This is a genomic window from Prochlorococcus marinus str. MIT 9312, from assembly GCF_000012645.1.
Classification (GTDB): domain Bacteria; phylum Cyanobacteriota; class Cyanobacteriia; order PCC-6307; family Cyanobiaceae; genus Prochlorococcus_A; species Prochlorococcus_A marinus_L.
Map to the genome: position 1 here is coordinate 771878 of NC_007577.1, position 14390 is coordinate 786267.

15 protein-coding genes and 1 tRNA gene are annotated in these 14390 nt (G+C 31.4%); 12 read left to right on the forward strand and 4 right to left on the reverse strand.

What is annotated here, in order from left to right; genetic code table 11:
* The first annotated feature begins 2 nt into the window (after positions 1-2).
* Positions 3-1712 carry an urease subunit alpha gene (ureC, locus tag PMT9312_RS04285; RefSeq protein WP_011376391.1) on the forward strand — a complete coding sequence of 570 codons (1710 nt, stop codon included), beginning with the start codon at positions 3-5 and terminating at the stop codon, positions 1710-1712.
* Here the strand turns inward: ureC and PMT9312_RS04290 are convergent.
* On the reverse strand, positions 1709-2935 hold the full coding sequence (locus PMT9312_RS04290; RefSeq protein ID WP_011376392.1) for a glycosyl transferase: 1227 nt from the start codon (positions 2933-2935) through the stop codon (positions 1709-1711). The genes ureC and PMT9312_RS04290 overlap by 4 nt on opposite strands.
* Before the next feature lie 50 nt (positions 2936-2985).
* Between PMT9312_RS04290 and PMT9312_RS04295 the strand changes: the two genes are divergently transcribed.
* The 6 genes from PMT9312_RS04295 to PMT9312_RS09750 all read left to right on the forward strand — a co-directional run bounded on the left by PMT9312_RS04295 (position 2986) and on the right by PMT9312_RS09750 (position 8356).
* Positions 2986-4746, forward strand: coding sequence for a sugar phosphorylase (locus tag PMT9312_RS04295; RefSeq protein ID WP_011376393.1), 1761 nt, complete (start codon positions 2986-2988; stop codon positions 4744-4746).
* A 1-nt stretch (position 4747) separates the two neighbouring features.
* Positions 4748-5545: a mannosyl-3-phosphoglycerate phosphatase-related protein YedP gene (gene yedP, locus PMT9312_RS04300; RefSeq protein WP_011376394.1), complete on the forward strand. Its 798-nt coding sequence runs from the start codon at positions 4748-4750 to the stop codon at positions 5543-5545.
* 4 nt (positions 5546-5549) lie between these two features.
* The gene (locus PMT9312_RS04305; RefSeq protein ID WP_011376395.1) at positions 5550-6494 is read left to right on the forward strand and encodes a kinase; all 945 of its coding nucleotides are present in this window, start codon (positions 5550-5552) and stop codon (positions 6492-6494) included.
* A 90-nt stretch (positions 6495-6584) separates the two neighbouring features.
* Positions 6585-6812 (forward strand): DUF1830 domain-containing protein, encoded by a 228-nt coding sequence (locus PMT9312_RS04310; RefSeq protein WP_011376396.1) that lies wholly within the window; start codon positions 6585-6587, stop codon positions 6810-6812.
* Positions 6813-7343: 531 nt separating this feature from the next.
* Positions 7344-8150, forward strand: a complete 807-nt coding sequence (locus PMT9312_RS04315; RefSeq protein ID WP_011376398.1) for an undecaprenyl-diphosphate phosphatase — start codon at positions 7344-7346, stop codon at positions 8148-8150.
* A 53-nt stretch (positions 8151-8203) separates the two neighbouring features.
* Positions 8204-8356 carry a hypothetical protein gene (locus PMT9312_RS09750; RefSeq protein ID WP_193741850.1) on the forward strand — a complete coding sequence of 51 codons (153 nt, stop codon included), beginning with the start codon at positions 8204-8206 and terminating at the stop codon, positions 8354-8356.
* Here PMT9312_RS09750 and PMT9312_RS04320 read toward each other — a convergent pair.
* The 3 genes from PMT9312_RS04320 to PMT9312_RS04330 all read right to left on the reverse strand — a co-directional run bounded on the left by PMT9312_RS04320 (position 8357) and on the right by PMT9312_RS04330 (position 10968).
* Positions 8357-8430, reverse strand: a tRNA-Pro gene (locus PMT9312_RS04320). It abuts the gene before it with no gap.
* 27 nt (positions 8431-8457) lie between these two features.
* Entirely contained in the window at positions 8458-9186 is a 729-nt protein-coding gene (gene msrA, locus PMT9312_RS04325) for a peptide-methionine (S)-S-oxide reductase MsrA (protein ID WP_011376399.1), read from the reverse strand.
* A gap of 36 nt (positions 9187-9222) precedes the next feature.
* Positions 9223-10968, reverse strand: coding sequence for an ABC transporter ATP-binding protein (locus tag PMT9312_RS04330; protein ID WP_011376400.1), 1746 nt, complete (start codon positions 10966-10968; stop codon positions 9223-9225).
* Between the two features lie 82 nt (positions 10969-11050).
* Here PMT9312_RS04330 and PMT9312_RS04335 point away from each other — a divergent pair, with 82 nt between their 5' ends.
* From PMT9312_RS04335 to PMT9312_RS04355, 5 genes are all read left to right on the forward strand, one after another.
* Entirely contained in the window at positions 11051-11347 is a 297-nt protein-coding gene (locus PMT9312_RS04335) for a DUF3288 family protein (protein ID WP_036924632.1), read from the forward strand.
* A 32-nt stretch (positions 11348-11379) separates the two neighbouring features.
* Positions 11380-12429: an anthranilate phosphoribosyltransferase gene (gene trpD, locus PMT9312_RS04340; protein ID WP_011376402.1), complete on the forward strand. Its 1050-nt coding sequence runs from the start codon at positions 11380-11382 to the stop codon at positions 12427-12429.
* The gene (gene carA / locus PMT9312_RS04345) at positions 12429-13568 is read left to right on the forward strand and encodes a glutamine-hydrolyzing carbamoyl-phosphate synthase small subunit (protein WP_011376403.1); all 1140 of its coding nucleotides are present in this window, start codon (positions 12429-12431) and stop codon (positions 13566-13568) included. Before trpD ends, carA begins: the two co-directional genes overlap by 1 nt.
* Positions 13569-13632: 64 nt before the next feature.
* Complete coding sequence (locus PMT9312_RS09450; RefSeq protein ID WP_071813309.1) at positions 13633-13995, forward strand: STAS domain-containing protein; 363 nt, start codon at positions 13633-13635, stop codon at positions 13993-13995.
* Positions 13992-14390: a ribonuclease III domain-containing protein gene (locus PMT9312_RS04355; protein WP_011376405.1), complete on the forward strand. Its 399-nt coding sequence runs from the start codon at positions 13992-13994 to the stop codon at positions 14388-14390. The genes PMT9312_RS09450 and PMT9312_RS04355 overlap by 4 nt, the downstream gene beginning before the upstream one ends.

Here is a 14390-nt window from a genome sequence, read left to right on the forward strand (position 1 = left end):
TTATGTCCTATAAAATTGACAGAAATACTTATGCTCAAACTTACGGGCCCACTACTGGGGATAGAGTAAGGCTTGCTGATACCGAACTATTTATTGAAGTAGAAAAGGATTTAACTACTTATGGAGATGAAGTTAAATTTGGAGGAGGAAAAGTTATTCGAGATGGGATGGGACAGTCTCAAGTAACAAGAGAAGATGGAGCTGTAGATACCGTAATAACTAATGCTTTGATCATGGACTGGTGGGGAATAATTAAGGCTGATGTGGGAATTAAAGATGGAAAGATTTTTGAAATTGGTAAGGCTGGTAATCCTGATATTCAGGATAATGTCGATATTGTTATAGGTGCCTCAACAGAAGTAATAGCTGGAGAAGGTCATATTCTTACTGCAGGGGCAATAGATACCCATATTCACTTTATCTGTCCCCAACAAATTGAGACAGCACTTGCTTCAGGAATTACAACTATGTTGGGAGGAGGAACTGGACCCGCAACTGGCACAAATGCAACAACCTGTACCCCAGGTTCTTTTCATATTTCTCGAATGCTTCAATCTGCAGAAGCATTTCCAATGAATTTAGGTTTTTTTGGTAAAGGAAATTCAACAAATGGAAGAAATCTTATTGATCAAGTTGAAGCTGGTGCATGTGGATTGAAACTTCATGAGGATTGGGGAACGACTCCATCCACCATAAATTCTTGTTTAAATGTTGCAGATAAATTTGATGTTCAAGTTTGTATTCACACTGATACGTTAAATGAGGCAGGCTTTGTTGAGGATACCATCAAGGCTATTGCAGGAAGAACAATTCATACTTTTCATACCGAAGGTGCAGGTGGAGGACATGCGCCAGATATTATTAAAATTTGTGGTGAAAAAAATGTTCTTCCTAGTAGTACTAATCCAACAAGACCCTATACGACGAACACTTTAGAGGAACATCTCGACATGCTAATGGTTTGTCATCATTTAGATTCCAAAATTCCAGAAGATATAGCATTTGCGGAATCAAGGATCAGAAGAGAGACTATTGCTGCGGAAGATATCCTACATGATATGGGCGCCTTCTCAATTATCGCTAGTGACTCTCAAGCTATGGGAAGAGTGGGTGAAGTAATAACAAGAACTTTCCAAACTGCTCATAAAATGAAATTACAAAGAGGTCCGCTATCACAAGATTCTGATAGGAATGATAATTACAGAGTTAAGAGATATATTTCTAAAGTTACAATTAACCCTGCAATAGCTCATGGTATTAACAAATATGTTGGGTCCATAGAAAAGGGAAAAATTGCAGACTTAGTATTTTGGAAACCTTCATTTTTTGCAGTAAAGCCTGAATTAGTTGTTAAAGGGGGATCTATAGTTTGGTCCCAAATGGGTGATGCAAATGCTTCAATTCCTACTCCAGGACCTGTTCATGGAAGACCTATGTTTGCAAATTTCGGCCAATCCTTAATTAATAGTTCTTTCACTTTTTTAAGTAAAAATTCAATTGATCAAAATATTCCAAAAAAATTAGGATTACAAAAGAATTGTATTGCTGTAGAAAACACAAGAAGTATCAATAAATCACATTTAAAACTTAATAGTAAACTGCCAAATATTTCAGTTGATCCAGAAACTTACGAAGTATTTTCCGATGGAGAACTTCTTACTTGTGAGCCACTTAATGAAGTTCCAATGGCGCAGAGGTATTTTTTGCTTTAGAAGTTTTTAATTAATTCTTTTTCACTTGCCTTTATGTCTTTTGACCCTGCGATAGCTAGATCCTCTTGCAGTTTGTTTTCACAAGATAGAACTCTCGACCAACTTGGTAATTGCTGTGTAGTAGGGCAAGTTAGGTAATCTTCTGTTGCAGGTCTCAATAGTTTGGCAAATTTTTGTACTGAGAGTTCTTCTTCGTGCCTATCGTATGGAAGTTGATTAACTGCTGAATCTAACCCAAATTGTTTTACCCGATCTTCACCAACTCTCTTATAAAGAACTTCTAATGTTGCTAGTTGAGTGCTAGTTAAGGTCTCTGCTTGATGCTCCATGAGACCTCTTAAAACACTTGAAAGTATTTCTGTACACATTTTTTGTAATCCTTCTTTAGAAGAATCTCCAATATTCTTATGTTTATGATCAAATAAACCTAAGTCAACTTGGGCTATCTTTGAGGTTCTTACGTTTCTATAAACTTCTGATAATAAACCTATCTCTAAACCCCAGTCACAAGGTATTCTTAAATTCATTGCAAGGTCTTTAGTAAAAGCAAACTCACCTGCCAATGGATATCTAAATGATTGTAGATATTGTAAAAAGGGACCCTTCCCAACTAACTGCTCAAGACTTGCTAATAAAGGACCTACAAATAATCTTGTTGCTCTACCTTGTAATTGATTAGTTTCTAATGATAATCTACTGTAAAAAGCTTTAACGTAAGATATTCCATATGATTCATCTAGAAGCGGAAGTATCATCCTTGAAGGATACAAAGGACTAAAAGTTCTTATATCTGCATCAAAAAGAGCAACAACTTCTGATTTTCTAGTAGCAACTCCTATGCCTTGCCAAACAGCCCATCCTTTACCTGGAGTTCCTAAAAGTTCTAACCCATTTTTTTCCTGGTTTTTTAAGAGTTCTATTACAGAAGGAGAATTAGTCCATTGAACGTGAACTGGGAATGGCATTGAGTCAAAAAATAATTTTGCTGCCTTTACTTGCTCAACAGTTTTTGCAGAGAGAGCAATAACTAATTCATTTAAGCCTGTAAGATTTTTTAAAACTTCTCTTATATCTTTTAATGCTGGGCGTTCAAATTCTTCATATAAGCAAGGTATTAAAATGCTAGTTGATCTTTTTTTAAGACTTTTATTTAATTCTTTAAGTAAATCGCTAGTTACTCCATATTCATGTATTGTTGTGATTAACCCTTGTTGAAAGTCCATTTTCTAATTGATGTGCAGAATAGTGTTAATACTTCGACAATTTTTTCAAAGTGAAGCAAATTGATTCAGAGAAAAAATTAGATAGATCAAAACTTTATAAATTGTTGAAAACAATTTATTCAAGTAATACTACAGAAGAAATTAACTTTATTTCAAATCAATTATTACAGATTTTAGATGATTTCTCAGAGAAATCTGCTTATGAAGAAATAAGTGATAACGAAAAGTGGAATGAATCTCATTCAGTTTTAATAACTTATGCAGATAGTATTTATAAAAATGGGGAGAAAACTTTAATTACTCTTCGAGATTTGTTAACTAAACATTTTGGCAGTCTTTCTAAAGTTGTACATATTCTTCCTTTTTTGAAATCCACAAGCGATGGAGGCTTTGCAGTCTCAAGTTATGATTCCCTAGAAGAAAAATTTGGTGGTTGGGATGATCTCAAAAGTATTTCCAAAAATCATGTTTTGATGGCTGATTTGGTACTAAATCATGTTTCATCATCTCACCCATGGGTTCAACAATTTATTAAATCCCAAGAACCAGGAATATCAAATGTTTTTTCACCGGAACAAAATCTTGACTGGTCAAATGTAGTTAGACCAAGAAGTTCTTCCTTGTTTTCTCAAATAAATACTGAAGATGGTCCTAAACAAGTTTGGACAACTTTTGGTCCGGATCAAATTGATTTGAATTGGCATAATCCAAAAATGACTCTTGAGTTCTTAAATTTAATTATTACTTATTTATCTAATGGGATTAAATGGTTGAGGCTTGATGCTGTAGGTTTTATTTGGAAGGAATCAGGGACAACATGCTTACATTTGCCAAAAGCACATTCAATAGTAACTCTTTTAAGAGTTCTATTAAATAATCTTCTTGACGATGGAGTTTTAATAACAGAAACAAATGTTCCTCAGAAGGAAAATCTCTCTTATCTTATTCCAGATAATGAAGCCCATATGGCATATAATTTTCCATTGCCTCCTCTTCTCCTAGAGGCAATTATTACTTCAAGAGCCGATATTCTAAACTTGTGGATTTCAGATTGGCCAATATTGCCAGACGATACTACTCTTTTTAATTTCACTGCATCACATGATGGCGTTGGGTTAAGAGCTCTTGAGGGTCTAATGAATGAGCAGAGAATTAAAGGTTTATTAATTAATTGTGAGAAAAGAGGAGGATTAGTAAGTCATAGACGTTTATCAAATGGTGAGGATAAACCTTATGAATTGAATATTAGTTGGTGGAGCGCAATGGAAGACTCCAGCAGAGATTCAAATCGATTCCAGTTTGAGAGATTTATCTTGACTCAATTATTAGTAATGGCTTTGAAAGGAGTCCCTGCCTTTTATTTGCCAGCATTACTTGCTTCAGAAAATGATATCAAAAGTTTTTCTATGACAGGTCAAAGAAGAGATCTCAATAGAGAAAAATTTAGATTAGATAATCTTTTATCTGTTTTAAATAATCCTGAATCTAAGGCTAATAAAAACTTAAATTATCTTCGTAATGCTATGGATATCAGGTCACAATCAAAGCAATTTCATCCTTGCTCGGGAATGAAATGTTTATCTAAAGGTAGAAGCGATATTGTCGTAATCAAAAGAGGTAATGGTCCAGAATCTGTTTTTGCAATCCATAATATGACTGATAATAAAATTAATTATCAATTGAACGATAATGATCTACCAGAAATAATTGATAATGATTTTAATATGCGAGATTTTTTAACAGCCACTAAATACAATTGGAAAAATATTAGTCTTGATCCTTTTCAAGTTATTTGGCTTGGTGGTTTTTAAAATGATTGAAGATTCTTCTCTTTGGGTTGTGAGTGATGTCGATGGTACTTTAATGGATCACTCGTATGATTTGACACCTGCCAAAGAAACTATAAAAATACTAAAAAATAAATCTATACCTGTAATCCTTTGTACAAGCAAGACAGCATCTGAAGTAAAAGTTATTAGGAAGGAACTAAATTTAACAGATCCCTATATTGTTGAAAATGGTGCAGCAATATATGGTGAATCTCTTAAAAAGGTTAATGGAGAAATTATCCTTGGAAAAAAATACGAACTTCTTGAAGAAATCTTAAATTTTATTTCTAAAGAAATTGATTATAAACTTATTCCTCTCAATAATCTCAATGATCAAGAAGCAACTCAGCTTACAGGTTTGAAAGGCAATTCATTGAACTTAATGCGAGATAGACATTGGAGTATGCCTTTTTTAAATCCGCCCAGTTTTTTAGAAGAAAAAATTAATAACTGTTGTAAAAAGTACAAAGTTGATATCTTTAAGGGAAATAGAATGAGTCACTTATTATCTACAAATTCTAATAAAGGAAAAGCTATAAATGCTCTTAAAAAATATTCAAATATTCAAAATATTAAAATTATAGGTTTGGGTGATTCTCCAAATGATTTGCCTCTACTTTTAAACTCAGATATTAGAATTGTTATCCCAGGAATAGATGGACCTAACCTAAATTTACTAGATCAATTAAAAGATTTTGAATTTACTTTAGCTTCTGAGCCTAATGGATATGGTTGGAAAAATGAAATCAATAAATTAATAAATAAGCTAGAACTAATTTAGAAAAGTGAAACATTTAGATATTAATTTTCCTGTTGATAAATTTGAAAAATTAATTATTGATATTGGTTGGGAATCCTTAGATGATTGGTTCAATTTTTGGAATAATCAAAAAAATATTCTTTCAATAGATCAATATTGGAAAAATAAAGTTAATGATGATTGGATTTGGGGCTTAGCTTTACCTCTTTTGTCTCAGGCTTATAAAATTCAAAATAATTTTTCTGATCGAAAAATTATTGGGATCTCAGCTCTACCTGGAACAGGCAAAACAACTTTAGGTAAATGGCTTGAAGCAATATCGTTAAAATTAAATTTTAAAATTGTTGTTATTTCAATTGATGATTTTTATCTTCCTTCAGATGAAATGAAATTAGCAATTAAGAATAACCCTTGGAATGTCTCAAGAGGTTTTCCTGGTAGTCACTCAGTAAAATTAATGCATGAAAAACTGTTAAATTGGAAATTAAATGGAGAAATAAATGTTCCTGTTTTTGACAAATCTTTGAGGAATGGTTTAGGAGATAGATCTCATTGGAGATTAGATAAGCCTGATATTTTAATTATTGAGGGATGGTTTTTAGGAATAGAACCTTTCCCTGGAGATGTTAATTACCAAAATATAAATTCATCAGATTTGAGTCCTCATGAATTATCTTATAGATATAATATCCAAAATAATCTAAAAAAATATTTAGATTCCTGGAGTTTAATTGATAAAATCTGGCACTTAAAGCCTTCGAAATTTGAATATATGAATAAGTGGAAGGCGAATCAAGAAAAAGAAATGTTTTTAAAGAAAGGAAACGCACTTCAAGATGAAAAGTTATCTAATTTCTTGAGAATGCTAAATGTTTCTATCCCTCATAAAAGTTTTGATGTAATAAATTCTTATGCATTGCTATTAATTAATCAAGAAAGAAATTTAGTTGAGGCTGGATTGAATTTGTAGAATTTTCTAACTATTTTTTTTTCAGTAATTTTTTATACATTTTTTATAGATCCAAATGGTGTTTAATTATCAATATATTGCTGTTTAGTGATGGTTGAGTTTTCTTACAAAAATGATGGCTGTAGAATGGTTGTATTGAGATGTATTGGTCCATCAAATTTTTTTCTAGAGAGAGTTTTATTCCCAACTGATATTCTTACTTTTATGGCCCCAAAAGATTCAAGAGTAGAAATCTGGGGAAATGAATTATATGGTCCTAAGTTGGAAGAGAGAATAAGAATTTCTGCTGATAATGAAGATTCGACTTTAGTTGCTTAGAAAAGAAGTCCTCTAATTGTCATAGAGTCATAATTTTTTACAAATAATAATTTTTTATTGATATTATCAAACTAGTTGAGATTTTAAATGTATTATTTCTCTTCTTTTGCAATAGGAGGTTTTGTTCCTTATGCAGTTTAGCGGGTGTTTTACTTTTGTTGGTTTAGGAGCCTACTTTTATTTAGGGATCAAGTGTCCTAAAGATTATTAAACCTGACTGTAATTAATCAAGTGTTTATTTAAATTCTTTCTAGCATTATCATTTTAACTATTTAATTATGGATTTAACAACTATTTTATTTATATTAAGCCTACCATTCGTTTTATTAACGATTTATTTTGGCACAAAAAATGATTTTTATGAAAGTGAAAATTATAAGGGTGATGGCTGTGCTCATGATGTTAAAAGGTAATTTTATTTTTTCATTTCCCTCAAATCTACAATTCCATTTGCTCTCAAATTCTAAATAAATTTATATTTTAGTTTTTACTTGTTTAATCTAAATTGCTTGTAATTAATTATTTGTTTATATGTTTTCGGAATATTTAAAATTTTTTTTATATGGCTTAATACAAGGTTTAACAGAATTTTTCCCAGTAAGTAGTACTGCTCATTTAAAAGTTATATCTGTGTTTTTTGGGATTGATGATCCAGGCCCTTCTTTGTCTGCGATTATTCAATTGGGAAGTGTCTTGGCTCTAGTTTGTTACTTTAGGAATGATTTTTTTAAATTAAAAATTCAATCATCAAAAAAAATTTTTGATTATTTAATACATGAAAGGTTATTGAGGTCAATCTTTATTGGTACTATCCCAATTATTTTGCTTGGTGGGACAATAAAATTATTTGTTCCTTATTTTTTTGATGAGATTTTTCGCTCAAATTTATCAATAGCATTAGTTTCTTTCCTAATGGCTATTTTAATGTACATAGCTGATAGATCAAAAAAAGGCTCTATAAATTTAAAAAATCATAAGTATTCAGATAGTTTTTTGATAGGTCTTTCTCAAGCCCTTGCTATTTTTCCAGGTGTTTCAAGATCAGGTGTTACTATTTCTACAGCTCTATTGTCAGGTTGGGGAAGGAGTGATTCTGCAAAATTTTCCTTTCTTTTAGGCATGCCGGCTATCTCTTTTGCAGCTATTGTTGAATTCATTTCTTCTTTTAATGCATTTTCTTCATTTAGTTTTTTTCCTCTAATTGTTGGTCTTACAACGACATTTTTGTCTTCATTATTAGCTATCCATTTCTTATTAAAGTATTTCTCTTCAAATGGTTTGAAATTATTTATTATCTATCGCATTGTATTTGGTTTTGTAATACTTTTGAATTTATAGTTCGTTGTAAAAAAAAATCCAATTATGTTAATGTTTAAAATAAATTTTGACTAATGAATATTCTTATATCATTCCAACTGGGTGAAGTTGAAGTTTCAAACCTTACCATATTAGTATTGTTGTTTTTTTCATCTTTTACTTTCATAGCTGTTGGCATAAGTTCATATAAACTATACAGATCTCTTATAAATGATGACGATAAGTGATCGGAACGGCGGGATTTGAACCCACGACCCCCACTACCCCAAAGTGGTGCGCTACCAAACTGCGCTACGCCCCGTTTTATTACTATAAAGATTAGATGGATTTAAATGTTATTATTTATTGGATTGTTATCAGATCTCAATACACATTTATCAACTTGCCAATTAAAGTTTTCCCAAATATGCTCTTTTAATTTATATTTACTTCCAGGAAAATCTCCTAACTTAACTTTTGTAGGCGAAGCAGAACAATACTGCCTACTTCCTGGGGATGCAAGATATTGTTGGTGGTACTGTTCTGCATAAAAATAGGTATCAATCATTTTTATTTCGGTTTCAATTAAACCTAGATTTTTTTTATTTAGTTCTTTTTGATATTGTTCTTTACTCGCTATTATGATTTTTTTATTATTTTCTTTTTTAAAATATATTGCTGACCTATATTGAGTACCCATATCATTACCTTGTCTATTTTTTTGAGTAGGGTCATGACATTCCCAAAACATTTTTAATAAATCGCTTATGTCTATTTCACTTTTATTCCAAATCACTCTCACAACTTCTGAATGACCAGTTAAACCTGAACATACTTCATAATATGTCGGGTTGCTTTTATCTCCACCAGCATAACCTACGGAGGTTGTGACCACTCCTGGAAGTTTCCAAAAACATTTTTCAGCTCCCCAGAAACAACCACATCCAAATATTATTTCTTCTTCTTGTGGATTAGGATTTCTCGTAATATCTGTTTTTAATATTCTATGAATTGAATTAATATCATTATTTAAAGTTGGTTCCTCATTATTCATGATATTTTTTAGAAATTTGAACATAATTTAAATTTTTACATCATAAGTCAAAAATATATTTTAGCTTTTAACAATGTTAGTTGCTAGTTCTCTTTCCCAAAGTTGCTTGTATAGACCCTTCTTCTTTACTAAATTTTTATGATTCCCTTCTTGTATTATTTCTCCTTTATCCATTACTAAAACCCTGTCACAAGTGGCAGCCACAGATAATTGGTGGCTAATCATTAAAATTGTTTTATTACTTCTTTCTCGCATTTCATCTATTATAGTTGCGGCTGTTTTATTATCGACGCTTGCTAAGGCATCATCAAGAACTACAACAGGAGAATTCACAAGTAATGCTCTTTCAAGAGCTGTTCTTTGCCTTTGTCCACCACTTAGTGTAATACCTCTTTCGCCAACAATTGTTTTAAATTTTTGTGGAAAATTATTGATATCATCAATCAAACCTGCTTTTGTAGCACTTTTTCTAACTGTTCCTTTAGAAGCGTTTGGTTCTCCAAAACGCAGGTTTTCTGAGATTGAAGTAGTAAATAAGAATGCTTCTTGAGGAACAATTGCAATATTTTTTCTGAGATCTCCTAATTTAATGTTTTTTATATCAATTTCATCTAAAAATAATTGACCGTCAGGAACTTCAATAGTTCTTCCAAGAGACTTTGCTAGTGTTGTTTTACCACATCCTACAGGTCCAACTATTGCAATAAGTTCTCCAGGGTAAATTTTAAAATTGAGGCAATTTAGTGAATTAAATTTTGATCCTGGATATTTTATTGTTAAGTCTTTTGCTTCTATTAAGCCTTTTATCTTTTTTCTTAAAAATTTGGTTTCTGCTCCATCTACAATATTTGGATTGTTTTGGAAGATCTCTTCTACACGATCTAAACTTACTTGACCTAGTTGAAAAGTATTCAATGTAAAACCTAAAAGAGCTGTAGGGAAAACAAGCCTTTCTACGTAAAGAATTAAAGCTACTAATCCACCTATTGAAATAAATCCACTTTCTAGTTGAAAAGTTCCTAATCCTAATAAAATTAATAGTGAAATTGACGAAATACCTTGAAGCAATGGGAATAGAGTACTTGCTGTTCTTGCAAGTTTTATCGCAGAATTTCGATAAGCATTATTGTAGATATCAAATTCTTTCTTCTCAGAATTTTCTTGTGCATAAATTTTGATAGCGCTTATTCCAGAAAGATCTTCTTGTATCAGATCACTAAGTTTGGATAATGATTCTTGCTGAGCTTTTCTTTGATTTACCATTTTCCCGCCAAATAAGCTCACAATTCCAAGGATTAATGGGAATATTAATAAAGCGGATATTGTTAATGTTTTGTTAATCGAAAACATCGATGGAATAGTAAATGAATAAGCTAAGACAATGTTGATTAAACTTAAAACCGTGAAACCCAAAAGCCTTCTTATGTTTTCAACATCGCTTGTAGCTCTACTTATAATGTCCCCGCTCCCCTTTTTTTGTATCCATTCTGGGTCTTGAATGAGCAAATGATCGAAAAGTTTCTGACGAAGATTTACCTCAACCTTTCTACCTATTCCAAAAACAATCTGTCTCGAAAATAGTCTTATTAAACCCATAGAAGTTGCTAATAAGACCAACCATAATGATTTAGAAATCACAAAATCTGAAGAGAAACCATTTTGCAATTGGTCAATTATATTTTTAACTTCTAGAGGGATTACAACGCTCAATATATTTACTATTAAAAGAGCTAAAGCTCCATATAAAAATTCTTTTTTGTATGGTCTGAGGTATTTAGATATAACTTTAAACTTTAAATTTTTCATATTTAATTTTGCCGATATGATTAAGATAATGTTTCATTTTTAAATATGTGAGCTAATTTTATAAATGATTGATTATTTATCTATGAGTAACGAACAAACTCATCCTTTACATGCAACAGATAAGAATATTATAGATTCTCTTATTACTAAAGAAAAACCAGAAGATATTGACTTTATTAATTTAGCTAGATTAATAAATCGTTATACAAATTTTCCTGGTGAAATTGAAATTAAAAATGATATCGAAAAGATTTTAAAATTTTGGAAAATTACTAAAAATGACCTTTTTTTTAAAACAAAAATTATTTGGTCAAAAAGCTTCAGGCCTTCTAATACAAATAAAGAATTAGTTGGGTCAGGTTTTGATACTTCAAATTGAATTTCATTTTCACATTTTTCTTTAATAAATAAATGTCTTTTAACATTTCTAACGCTGAAATCTTAAATATTTTGTTGGAGGGAGGAAATCTTGATGAGTTAACTTCTAGTTTGTTAATGCAAAGATGGCTTAATGATGAAATATCTGATGTTCAAACAGGAGCTTTTTTGAGCGCTTTGAGAGCTAAGGGCTGCACAGGTGTTGAATTGTCTTCTATGGCCGAGGAACTCTTGAAAGTTTGCGAGTTGCCAGTAGCAAGACCAAATTTGTATATGGTAGATACTTGTGGAACTGGAGGTGATGGAGCTAATACATTTAATATTTCCACTGCGGTAGCATTTGTGGCTGCATCTTGTGGTGCAAAAATTGCTAAACATGGAAATAAAAGTGCAAGTGGAAAGGTTGGCTCTGCTGATGTTTTGTTGAATCTTGGCTTAAATTTAAATTGTTCATTAAAAAAAGTAATCTCAGCCGTTAATGAAATTGGAATAACTTTTTTGTTTGCACCTGTTTGGCATAAATCTTTAATTAAACTTGCTCCTTTAAGAAAAGCCCTTGGAATAAGGACTGTATTTAATCAACTTGGACCATTGGTAAATCCTTTAAGACCTAATGCGCAAGTATTAGGTGTTGCTTCTGAAGATCTTTTAGAGCCTATGGGAAGTGCGCTATTGAAAATGGGAATGAATAGAGTGATAGTAGTTCATGGCTCTGGCGGCCTTGATGAAGCATCACTTCAAGGAGACAATAAATTAGTATTTGTAGAGAAAGGAAAATTACGATTTTCAAAAATAAATATCTTAGATTTTAATCATGAAAATATTCCAAACGACAAGCTTGTTGTTTCTGGCAGTGACTCTAATGAGGAAATATTAAAGTCTGTTTTAAATGGTTCTGGACAAAAATCGCATAAAGATGTTGTTGCCTTGAATGCTGCATTAGTTTTATGGGCAGCAGGAATTGAGGATGATTTACATAAAGGTTTTAATAAAGCTTTATTTTCAATTAATCAAGGAAATCCTTGGGAGAAATTTTTACTCTTAAAAACTTATTTATCCTCAGATGATTTAATTTCACCTTAATGATTAATTCCTATAAGAAAAATGCAAAATTAGTTTTAAGTAATGGATTGATATTTCCTGGATTTTCTTTTGGATATTCGGGAACTGCTGTTGGCGAAATAGTATTTAATACTGGAATGACTGGGTATCAGGAGGTTATTACTGATCCAAGTTATTACGGACAAATATTAACATTCACTTATCCAGAAGTTGGAAATACTGGTATTAATACTGAAGATTCAGAATCAAGTATTTGTGTTAAAGGAATAATTGTTAGAAATTATTCAACAAATAATAGTAATTGGAGATCCCTGAAGAATTTTAATGAATGGTTAGTTGAAAAAAAAATTATTGGTCTTTATGGAATTGATACACGAGCTCTTGTTAAAATTTTAAGATCTAATGGTTCGATGAATGCGGTTCTTACCTCTGAAGAAAGAACTTTAGACAATTGCTTAGAAATAATAAATGAAACGCCAAAAATGGAGGGCTTGAATTTATCAAAAGAAGTTTCTACAAAGCAACAATATTTATGGCGGAATCCTACAGGAACAGATTTTGATGTTAGAAAAAGATATTCTGAAAATACTAATAAACTAAAAGTAGTAGCAATTGATTTTGGAATAAAAAAATCAATTTTAAATAGACTAGTTTCTCATGGTTGTGAAATTTTAGTTTTACCTTCAAGTTCTTCATTGAAAGATGTTATATCAAATAAGCCGGATGGTATATTCTTCTCAAATGGTCCAGGAGATCCTTCTTCTGTTACTGAAGGTATAGATTTAGCAAGATCACTTATTGAATATGGTGAAATACCTATGTTTGGAATTTGCCTTGGCCATCAAATATTTGGAATAGCCCTAGGAGGTTCTACTTATAAACTACCTTTTGGACATCGTGGTCTAAATCATCCTTGTGGAATCAATAATCAAATTGAGATAACAAGTCAGAATCATGGTTTTGCTCTTGACCCTAATTCTCTCTCAAAGGACATAGTCAAAATCACTCACTATAACCTTAACGATAATACTGTTGCAGGATTGGAAGTTAATAATAAGCCAATTTTTAGTGTTCAGTATCATCCAGAAGCAGGACCTGGTCCACATGACTCTGATTATTTATTTAAAAAATTTGTTTCTCTAATGTTAGAAAGATGTTGACATATTGTTTTCTTTTGATTTGATTATTACATTTGATACATTAATTTTTTGGAGGAATTAGGTCATAGAAGATTTCCAAAAGCTAACTGTTTCTTTAAGAGGAAACCTCGATGTAAAAGCAAATATTATTGTTTTTACTTTTAAAGGGCAACTTGATGCCTTCTCAGAAAAACAATTTAAGACTTTTGTAACTAATAATTTAAAAAATGAGCTTCCATTCGTTATTGATCTTACAAAAATTGATTTTGTAGATTCTTCGGGTCTTGGAGCTCTTGTTCAGACTGCTAAAGAATGTAAAAAGTTGAAGTTAGGTTTCTCGGTTGTTGGTAATTCAAGAGTTGCTCAAACAATTAAACTCGTGCGTTTAGGCGATTTTCTTAATTTAAAAGCGAGTCTTGAAGATGCATTAATTTACTTAAAAAATTGAATTATTGGATTCAAAACTTGGCTCCATATGGAGCTCCTGATGAAATAGGTGTTATTCAACTTGCTTGGCTTGGGGATTCAGTATGGGAACTTCATCAAAGACTAAGACATATACATTTCCCTTTGAAATCAAAAGAACTTCATTTATCAGTAGTCAACGAGGTAAAAGCAGAATCTCAATCAAAATCTTTAAGTCAAATTGAACATTTGTTGAATGAAAATGAAATGGATTTAATTAGACGTGCTAGAAATAAAACAAAGAAATACCCAAAGTCTTCAAACCCTACCATTTATTCCCGAGCAACTGGATTTGAAACCCTGATCGGTTGGCTATTTCTAAAAGACCCTCAAAGATTGTCAGCTCTTTTTGAGCACCTTGAAATCAAAATGAATTGA